Annotated in this window: 10 protein-coding genes, 1 tRNA gene and 1 pseudogene; 6 read left to right on the top strand and 6 right to left on the bottom strand. The window is 44.2% G+C overall.

What is annotated here, in order from left to right; translation table 11 throughout:
• Positions 1–169: 169 nt before the first annotated feature.
• On the bottom strand, positions 170–649 hold the full coding sequence (locus ACI0FF_RS09265; protein ID WP_419796585.1) for a MarR family winged helix-turn-helix transcriptional regulator: 480 nt from the start codon (positions 647–649) through the stop codon (positions 170–172).
• Positions 650–816: 167 nt separating this feature from the next.
• Between ACI0FF_RS09265 and ACI0FF_RS09260 the strand changes: the two genes are divergently transcribed.
• From ACI0FF_RS09260 to ACI0FF_RS09245, 4 genes are all read left to right on the top strand, one after another.
• Positions 817–1353, top strand: coding sequence for a VOC family protein (locus ACI0FF_RS09260; RefSeq protein WP_419796584.1), 537 nt, complete (start codon positions 817–819; stop codon positions 1351–1353).
• A 26-nt stretch (positions 1354–1379) separates the two neighbouring features.
• A complete protein-coding gene (locus ACI0FF_RS09255) occupies positions 1380–3002 on the top strand; it encodes an FAD-dependent oxidoreductase (protein WP_419796583.1) in 1623 nt (540 codons plus the stop codon).
• Between the two features lie 16 nt (positions 3003–3018).
• Positions 3019–3219: a DUF2783 domain-containing protein gene (locus ACI0FF_RS09250; protein ID WP_419796582.1), complete on the top strand. Its 201-nt coding sequence runs from the start codon at positions 3019–3021 to the stop codon at positions 3217–3219.
• A gap of 171 nt (positions 3220–3390) precedes the next feature.
• A tRNA-Ser gene (locus ACI0FF_RS09245) sits at positions 3391–3478 on the top strand.
• A 48-nt stretch (positions 3479–3526) separates the two neighbouring features.
• Here ACI0FF_RS09245 and ACI0FF_RS09240 read toward each other — a convergent pair.
• Positions 3527–4411: a LysR family transcriptional regulator gene (locus tag ACI0FF_RS09240; RefSeq protein WP_419796581.1), complete on the bottom strand. Its 885-nt coding sequence runs from the start codon at positions 4409–4411 to the stop codon at positions 3527–3529.
• A gap of 110 nt (positions 4412–4521) precedes the next feature.
• Here ACI0FF_RS09240 and ACI0FF_RS09235 point away from each other — a divergent pair, with 110 nt between their 5' ends.
• The gene (locus ACI0FF_RS09235; protein WP_419796580.1) at positions 4522–5619 is read left to right on the top strand and encodes an alkene reductase; all 1098 of its coding nucleotides are present in this window, start codon (positions 4522–4524) and stop codon (positions 5617–5619) included.
• Positions 5620–5672: 53 nt separating this feature from the next.
• On the opposite strand, the gene ACI0FF_RS09230 is transcribed toward ACI0FF_RS09235, so the two are convergent.
• Positions 5673–6464: an acyl-homoserine-lactone synthase gene (locus ACI0FF_RS09230; protein ID WP_419796579.1), complete on the bottom strand. Its 792-nt coding sequence runs from the start codon at positions 6462–6464 to the stop codon at positions 5673–5675.
• A 92-nt stretch (positions 6465–6556) separates the two neighbouring features.
• Positions 6557–7270, bottom strand: coding sequence for a helix-turn-helix transcriptional regulator (locus tag ACI0FF_RS09225; RefSeq protein WP_419796578.1), 714 nt, complete (start codon positions 7268–7270; stop codon positions 6557–6559).
• 187 nt (positions 7271–7457) lie between these two features.
• On the opposite strand from ACI0FF_RS09225, the gene ACI0FF_RS09220 reads away from it, so the two are divergent.
• The gene (locus ACI0FF_RS09220; RefSeq protein WP_419796577.1) at positions 7458–8486 is read left to right on the top strand and encodes a CobW family GTP-binding protein; all 1029 of its coding nucleotides are present in this window, start codon (positions 7458–7460) and stop codon (positions 8484–8486) included.
• Here ACI0FF_RS09220 and ACI0FF_RS09215 read toward each other — a convergent pair.
• Positions 8483–9037: pseudogene (locus ACI0FF_RS09215) on the bottom strand (SCO family protein). The gene ACI0FF_RS09220 and the pseudogene ACI0FF_RS09215 overlap by 4 nt on opposite strands.
• Positions 9038–9075: 38 nt before the next feature.
• Positions 9076–9588 (bottom strand): hypothetical protein, encoded by a 513-nt coding sequence (locus ACI0FF_RS09210; RefSeq protein ID WP_419796576.1) that lies wholly within the window; start codon positions 9586–9588, stop codon positions 9076–9078.
• Positions 9589–9592 lie beyond the last annotated feature (4 nt).

Genomic DNA, 9592 nt, shown 5'->3' with positions numbered 1-9592 from the left:
AATCAAAAAATCAGTTAAACCCGATATATCGAATAAAAAAACTCGACCAATGTATGTGCATCATCAAACACGAGAATCCTAAAGACACACAATGTCTGAAGATTCGCACATTCACACAACCTGAAAGTACTCAAATAAACTTTACAGCAAGCACTTTAAAATATGGAAATCAGTCATTTTGACCTTTATTCAGTTCTTCTGAATTATTGCGGACACGCGCCATAAAAGAAATGAGAAGATCTTTTTCTTCAGATGAAAAGCCTTTCAGCAGTTTATCTTCAAGTTCCTGTACTTTTTCAACGAGTTCCTCGAAAACATAATGGCCTGATCGCGTTAGTTGCAATGCAACTTTACGGCGATCCCCCTCATCAATACGTCTTTCCAGATATCCGGCTTTTGTCAAACCAGCAATCGCACGACTGACTTTCACCTTATCGATACTTGAACGCGTTACAATCTCACCAGCAGATAGAGGTTCTTTGCTGTTTCCCAATACAGCCATCGCCCGCCATTCAGAGACCGTTAAATCATAATCTTTTTCGTAAATGGAAGAAACCGATTGGCTGACCGCACGATAATAAATCCGCACAAGATAAGGAAAGAATTTTTCCAACTGAAAAGTGACCGGTTTTTTATCTTTTCGCAACATGGTGCCAAGCCGCCCTTAATTTTAGTTTCATCCATAACCATTTAAAGTCATAGCGTATAAGGAGGCAAGTTTTTTCAACCTTTATGCATTTTTTACTTGATTAGTTTCACATGTAACCATTATAGTTTCATTTGTAACTTATAAATCTGCTTCACAGGGAGGCACCTATGCCCATTCAAAAAATCCACCATGTGGCCTATCGTTGCAAAGACGCCAAGGAAACTGTGCTCTGGTATCAAAAATATCTGGATATGGATTTCGTTCTCGCCATTGCAGAAAACGAAGTTCCTTCTACAAAAGAACCTGACCCTTATATGCATATTTTTTTAAATGCTGGTGGCGGCAATATCCTTGCGTTCTTTGAACTCCCGAATTCCCCAGAAATGGGGCGTGATGAAAACACACCCGCATGGTGCCAACACCTTGCCCTCCAGATTGATTCCATTGATGAAATGATGGAAATCAAGAAAAAAATGGAAGCAGACGGAATCAACGTTGTCGGTCCAACCGACCATACATTGTTCCAATCCATCTATTTTTACGACCCCAACGGTCACCGTCTGGAATTGGCCGCCAATACCGATACACCGGACATGCATAAAAGACTTGATGATGTCAAATGGGACATGCTGGAAGAATGGGCAAAAACAAAACGCGCCCCACAGCACGCACAATGGATGCATGAAAAGGAATTCTCCAGCTAAGGGGAATATGAGGGGAGGAATTTATAATGCTTAACACATACCAATATCCGGAATTTGATTACGTCCAGTCGGAAGAGCAAAAGACCGGTACCGTCAAACGCCATAAAGCCGTCATTATCGGTGCAGGCCCCATCGGTCTGACAACGGCACTCGACTTTGCCAAACAAGGTATTCCTGTTGTTATTCTGGATGACAACAACACAGTTTCAATTGGTTCACGTGCCGTCTGTTATGCCAAACGTCCCTTGGAAATTTGGGATCGGCTTGGCGTTGGCGAACGCATGATCGACAAATCCGTCATTTGGAAAGTCGGTAAAGTTTTTCGCGATGAAGAACTGGTTTATCAATTTGATCTTCTACCTGAAGATGACCATAAAATCCCGGCATTTATCAACCTTCAACAATATTATCTTGAAGAATACATGATTGATGAAGCAAAAAAACAATACGGCGATTTAATTGATTTTCGTTGGAAATCCAAAACCATTAGCCTGAAAAATCATGACGATCATGTTGCTTTGCAAATTGAAACACCTGACGGGGTTTATAAAACCGAAGCCGAATATGTTGTGGCGTGTGACGGGGCCAATTCCGATACCCGGAAAATGTTAGGCTTGGGTTTCGAAGGGCAATTCTTTCAAGATCGTTTCCTGATTGCCGATGTGGTAACGAAAGCTGACTTCCCGGCAGAACGCTGGTTCTGGTTCAATCCCCCCTTCCATCGCAACCAGTCCGTCTTGCTTCACATGCAATCCGACGATGTCTGGCGTATTGATTTCCAACTTGGTTGGGATTGCGACCCGGAAGAAGAGAAAAAACCGGAAAATGTCATTCCCCGCCTCAAAGCCATGCTCGGTGACGATGTGGAATTCGAACTGGAATGGGTTTCCGTTTATCAATTTGCTTGTCGTCAACTCCAGGACTTCAAATGTGGTCGCGTCTTTATTGCCGGCGATGCGGCTCATCAGGTCTCCCCTTTCGGGGCCCGCGGGGCAAATACGGGTGTGCAGGATATCGATAACCTAACATGGAAACTCAAACTGGTTATGGACGGAAAAGCACCGGAGAAACTCTTGGAAAGCTATAGCGAAGAACGTGTTTTTGCTGCAGCAGACAACTTGCTGAACTCCACCCGCTCCACCGATTTCATCACACCGAAAAGTGCCGTTTCAAAAGCCTTTCGTGATGCTGTCCTTGATTTGGCTTCCGATTATGAATTTGCGCGACCTCTGGTCAATTCCGGTCGCCTCTCTATGCCAACTCCCTATATTCATAGCTCGTTGAATACACCGGACGAAGACGTCTTCAATGGTAAAATGGTTCCCGGTACAAATTGTGCGGACGCACCGATCAATGTTGATGGTTGCGAAGGTTGGTTCCTCAATCATATTGCGGACTCTCGCTTTAAAATCTTAACCTTTGGTACGGACCCGGGTATTAAAACTTTGGATATTAATGGTATCCCTTGCGATGTTATTGTCGTTGGTAAAGATATGCTGGATATCAAAAGTCGCCTTAAAGAACGCTATGACGCAAAAGATGGCACCACCTATCTTCTGCGTCCGGACCAACACGTTGCAGCACGTTGGCGGACATTCGATCAAAATAAAATCGAAACCGCTTTAAAACGCGCCACAGCTCAACTCTAAAAAAGGAAGCTTTGCAATGTCACTTAACACCAACGCAAATATTCAACGCCCTGACGACTTTTATCAGGAACTCATCGACCTTCATCGTGACCTAAGTGAAGAACAAAGTCGCGAGCTCAACGCCAAACTCATCCTCCTACTTGCTAATCATATCGGCGATATGGCGATCCTGAGCGAAGCAATGAAGGCGGCAAAGAAAGGGATTGAAGCCAAATAATAAAACCTCTCACATCTGGCTTTACAAAGAGGGAGCGTACCTTGTTCAACAGAGCAATGCGCCCCCTCTTTTCTCTCCTATTTGTTGAATGAAAAAAAAGTTTTCAAAAAAACGAAATTCTTTCTTGCCAAGCCCATAACTATTACGCTAATAACCTGCCACACAATCTGAGGATGGCTGGCTGAGTGGTCGAAAGCGGCGGTCTTGAAAACCGTTGAACCGAGAGGTTCCTGGGGTTCGAATCCCTAGCCATCCGCCATTAAAAACCTCGCTCTTATGAGCGAGGTTTTTTTGTTTTTTTATAACCCTAAACTCTTATTTGCTTTGCAATATAATCGATAAGCATGCGGACACGGCGTGGCATGGTGTTTGATTGCGGGTAGATGATTTGAAGTTGCGAAGACACATTCAAATATGGAGCGAGAAGTGGTATAAGTTTGCCTTCCGCAATATCTGCTTCCACATCCAAGTTCGCTTTATAAGCAATTCCGAAACCTGCAAGGCACCAGTGGCGGACCTGTTCACCATCATTTGCAATGCGATTACCTTGCACCGGAATTTTGACAACTTGACCATCTATTGAAAATGACCATTCGTTATCTAGATTTTGACCAAATCGCATGATCAGGCAATTGTGTCTTTCCAACTCATATGGCGTTTGAGGGCTCCCATACTTTTCAAGATAAGACGGGGTTGCACATGGCAAGCGATGAGTTGATGCAATTTTTTTTATTTTCAAAGAACTGCTAGCTAAATTTCCGTAACGAATAGCAAAATCAATTCCTTCTGCAACCATATCCATATAGCCATCATTCAAAATCAAATCGATGCTGACTTGTGGATAAACCGTTAAAAAGGCATCAATAATCGGTGTTAAGCGGTTTCGCCCCAGATCCAGCGGCGCACTTAAACGGATCGGGCCGGAGATTTGGTCCACACCTTTTTTTAACCGGGATTCCAATTCATTTGCCTCAGCCAATAAACGTTTGGCACCATCAAGGAGTAATTGCCCCTCTTCCGTAATATGAATGGCCCGAGTGGTTCGTTTTAAAAGCGTTGCTCCATAATACCTTTCCAACGCATTTAAACGTTCCGTCACAGTCGCCGGAGATAAACCCAGATCACGTCCGGCAACAGCCAAGCCGCCTTTTTCGACGATACGGATAAAAAGCGCTAAATTATCAAGTAGCATTATTCGAATTTTCCAAAATATATTTTGCATAAAACATCAATTGTTTTCATTTTCCGTAGAGGTAATTCTGTTGTCAAGCAAACAGTTTTGGACAGAAAGGATTACTCACGATGACGACAGATCTCTTCACGCCCTTATCTTTGGGTCGATTATCACTACCTAATCGTATTGTTATGGCCCCAATGACACGGGCCAGAACCACCCAGCCGGGGGACGTTCCCAATCAAATGATGGCTCAATATTATGCACAGCGCGCAAGCGCGGGTCTCATCATATCCGAGGCCACACAAATTTCGCGCCAAGGTAAAGGATATTCATTTACCCCCGGCATTTTTACGCCGGAACAAGTCGAGGGATGGAAAAAGGTCACCGATCACGTTCATCAGGCCAATGGTCGTATTTATTGTCAGTTATGGCACGTTGGCCGGATGAGCCATGAAACTTTTCATGATGATGGTAAGCCTGTCGCGCCAAGCGCCCTGTCACCAGATGCACAGGTCTGGGTTGTTGATCCGCAAACAAATGTTGGGCAAATGATTGATTGCCCTCTTCCCCGCGCATTAGAAGAAACCGAAATCAAGGATATCGTTACTGATTTTGCACGTGGCGCCCGCAATGCAATGGATGCAGGTTTTGATGGTGTTGAAATTCACGGTGCCAACGGTTATTTGATTGACCAATTCCTGAGAAAATCATCAAATCAACGAGCCGATGCCTATGGCGGCAATCAAGAAAACCGTATTCGTTTCTTTGTGGAGGTTTGTAGCGCCGTTGCCGCAGAAATCGGTGCAGACCGTACAGGTATTCGTCTTTCCCCTTATATTACCCAACGTAATATGGCAGATGATGAAATTATTGAAACCATGTTGAAAGCCGCATTTGAACTGCAACGTATCGGTATAAGTTATATTCACTTATCCGAAGCAGACTGGGAAGATGCACCAGCTATTCCCGAGCAATTCAGACATGATTTGCGTGAGGTTTATTCCGGGACAATTATCGTGGCTGGTAACTATTCAAAAGAACGTGGCGAGCAGCTTTTAAAATCCGGTCTTGCCGGTCTTATTGCCTATGGCCGTCCGTTTATTGCCAATCCCGATCTTCCCTATCGTTTTGCCAATAAACTTGCCTTATCCACACTGGACCCCGACACCCTTTTTGGCGGGTCGGAAAAAGGATATGTTGATTACCCTTCCCTGCAACGCTAACCCATCCCATCAGTCAGCCCAATTGCGATGATTTGCAATTGGGCTGAACCTGATCAGGCGTGGCCGTGACTCATAACTTCACGGGTAATAGCTTTTTCAATCGCGCCTATTTTGTCGGCAATATCCGGCATTCCTGCTGCCTTTGCCTGCGCACGAAGATATTCCAAGGAAGCATGCATACCCTGAATGCGTTCATCGGCATTCGTTTCCAAACCAACATTTTGCATGCCCGTTGCACGCGACCATAAGACAGGCTCAAAAATACCTGTTTTACGACGAACAGAGGCTAGATATTCGCGACTTATGGGCAAGCGTACGGCAACAGCACGAGACTCGCCAATCAGGTGTTCTTCCCCAAGGCGTTCAGAAGACCAACCCGCCAGCTTGAACAAACGTTCAATAAAAACGTCTGTTACCGTGATCAGTTCCTTTTTACCATGTGCAAGGCCATATTCAATTCCACCCAAAAACAATTCAGCACAACCACGAGACAGCAGACGATTAATTTTTTGATCTCCATCCGTTTCTACTGCAAACCGACTGGATTCAAAATAAATAGAAGAGTCCGGGCAGATTTGACCATCCAGTAATTGCGGGAAAGTATCGCGCAACATATTCGTCCCTGTCATCGGTAAAAAGCGCACAGACCCCCGTAAACATCCATCGGGGCTGTAATATAGCAAATACGTCGGATCTTCTGCATCATACTGGTCGCGTTCTCGTCCATTTTCTATCGTTACATCCCAGCCCAAACGGCCTTTAAAAACACGAGCACGTTGTTGAAACATTTGATCTAGACGTTCCATAAAAACATGATGATCAGAAGGCTCAATTTGAAATAACATTTTAGATACCCCTTCATTTAAAATTGAATGGAAGTATCGCTTTTAGTTGTGCATTCCCCTATAGGGGAATCCCCCTACGCAAAGCACTAAACTTACGGGGCAATCAAGCCTTCAGTCAGACATTTAACCACCGCATGTGTACGAGAATAAACACCTAACTTATTGTAAATATTTGTAAAATGATTCTCTACTGTTTTACCCGAAATATGCAATATATCCGATATCTCACCATTTGTTTTACCGTCCTTTGCCCATTTCATCACCTCCAGCTCGCGTGGCGTTAACACACAAGCAATCGGTTGAGGTAAAGAAAGTTCGGCAAAATGCGCATCAAAATGGAGCGATAAAATATGCAACTCTGCCGCATTATGACGGATAGCCGATTGAAAACCCGCATCTGTTTCATCACTGGCAACAGATATAAAAGAGGGTTTTAGCCCAATGGTTTTATTAGGAACCGTAAATCCATTACCTAATCCACAATCACGCGCTTCATGCATCATTTGAGCCTGCCGTGGTGTCAAACCATCAGCATCACTACTCCCCCAGGCAAAAGGCAACCTTGCCCGCATTCCATGTTGGAACACCGGATCAATATCTCCATAGTTCTCATCTAAATAGCGATCTTGCCATTTCAACCCATAATTATGGCGATGTGCAACCCAATCATTTTCAGGAACAGCAAAATTAAAATAGGCAAAAGTTGCAAAACCAAGAGACTGTATTTGTGTTGCAAAAAGCACTGCCAAGTCATCCGGCGTGTTCGCTTCGGCAATCTCGCCCAAAAAATGGTCTAACTTTTTCATGCCACCCGCAATTCGCACATTCAAACTATAAAATTAACGGTCGAATTGCATTATGTCATTTTTTCAAGTCAAAGGTAAATAATCTTTGATTGATACACACCTTAAACATAGCCCTTATAGTTTGATCTTTGCTCTTGCTTTCTTTTACAGTGTAACGTTATAACGTATACATAATGGAGGACTAACAATGCTGATACCCGTTACCTTACTGACAGGTTTTTTAGGAAGTGGTAAATCCACCCTCTTATCTCAAATTTTGCGTGACGAAGAATTTGCCAATGCCGCCGTCATCGTCAATGAATTTGGTGAAATTGGCCTTGATGATTTTCTTGTCACCCATAGTGAAGAACAAACCGTCGAAATGACAACCGGTTGCCTGTGTTGCACCGTTCGCGGGGACATCACGCAAACCTTGCTGGATTTATATGAAAAACGAGAAACAGGGCAAATTGCCCCTTTTAATCGTGTCATTATTGAAACAACCGGATTGGCTGACCCTGCCCCGGTCATTCATACCCTTGTCACAGAGCCGCGTATTGCAAAACGTTATATGCTGGGTGGGGTAGTTTGCACGATAGATACGGTCAATGGATTGGCAACACTGGCAAAGCATGAAGAATGTCAGAAACAAGTCGCCGTTGCAGATCGTCTGGTTTATATGAAAACCGATATTGATGTTGACGAGGCAGCCCTGCACGATCTTTATAACGAGATCAAGCAGTTGAACCCATTGGCACTCAAACAGGACCGACACAGCGCGGATTTTAACCTGAGCAACCTATTCAATACGACGCTATATGACCCTAAAAATGATCATTATGACGTTGCCCGCTGGCTCAACGATACTGTTTTACACACACATCACCACCATCATCACCATAATGGTGGTATTGAAACCTTTAGCCTCATATTTGACAATCCTTTGCCATCCAGTGCTTTTTTATTGGCTATGCAATTGCTTATTTCAAATCAAGGCAAGGATCTTTTGCGCATAAAAGGTATTGTGAACCTTCAGGAGCAATCAGACCGCCCGATCATTCTACATGGGGTGCAACACGTCTTCCATGAACCGTTGGAACTTGACACTTGGCCATCCGAGGATCAGCGCACGCGATTGGTTTTCATCACCCGCAACATACCAAAACAAACCATCGAATTATTTTTCAAAACATGGTTGAGCTATGACGCAGAGCAAGTTTTGGAAATGTCACGTTAAGGAAGGTATTTTTCGATTGCCCGTGCCATGACAGCGGGGTCACTTCCATGTGGAAACATGGTCAAAAACTGGCCATCCGGGCCCATCAAATACGTGATTGAGGAATGATTGACTAAATACTCATCCGCAGGTTTGTCTTTTTCAATCACCTTGCTGCGATGAACGCGATAAGCTTTTGCAATCGCACGCACCTGTTTTTCACTCCCCGTCTATCCTATCAAGCGGGGGTGAAATGCTGCAACATATTGCTTTAAGAACTCTGGCTGATCGCGCTCCGGATCAATTGAAACAAAAATCGGTTGAACTCTCGCCCCCTTCCCTTTCAATAAATCCAGCGCCGTTGCCATAGTCGACAACCCGGTCGGACAGATATCCGGGCAATATGTATAACCAAAATAAATCAACATATAACGTCCGCGAAAACTACGATCCGTCGTAGGCTTTCCATCTTGATTGACGAGATCAAACGGCCCTCCAAACAAATTGGCAATCACGTGTGTTTCTTTATTTTCTGTTGCAAATGCAGGCGAGAAAACCCCATTTGTCAACATGAACAGAAAAGCACAAAAGACAAGGCGCACCCGCATCATTAGTCCCCCTTAAGTCCTGGTATGCCCAAAACACCACGCGCTTCTATTTCTTTTTTCACCATCGCATCATGACGATACCATTCAGACCCATCTTTGTTCGGGTTTACCTTTTGCCATGCAGGTATAAAGGCATTTGCCCTGCGCCATTCACCATCAGGTGCAGCCCGCACAAATTGCAGCGCAAACATATTGGCTTTGTCATTGGTGATACTCAACCCGTCTGCAATGACGCGTTGATTACAGAATTCGATCAGATCCTGCCCAGTACCGGCAAAAATATCAAAATTTTTAACCGCCAAAACCAGTGTTCCATCGTCCTTTAAAAGACCGAGCTGGCGTTTCCCTTTTCCACATTGTTCCGGGCAATTCCCACTTAACTCACAGGCTACATCTACGACCTTTGCTTCAAACCGATCGGTCTTTTCACCTTCAATCCCCCATTCTTCCGCCGCCATCGCCGAAGACATCAACACTGCAAAAACAGCACTTACAAAGCTTATTTGGAATTTCATTTTC

The organism is Terasakiella sp. 4MB5A, assembly GCF_050058155.1.
Taxonomy (GTDB): domain Bacteria; phylum Pseudomonadota; class Alphaproteobacteria; order Rhodospirillales; family Terasakiellaceae; genus Terasakiella; species Terasakiella halodenitrificans.
This window is presented reverse-complemented; position numbering and strand designations above follow the sequence as displayed.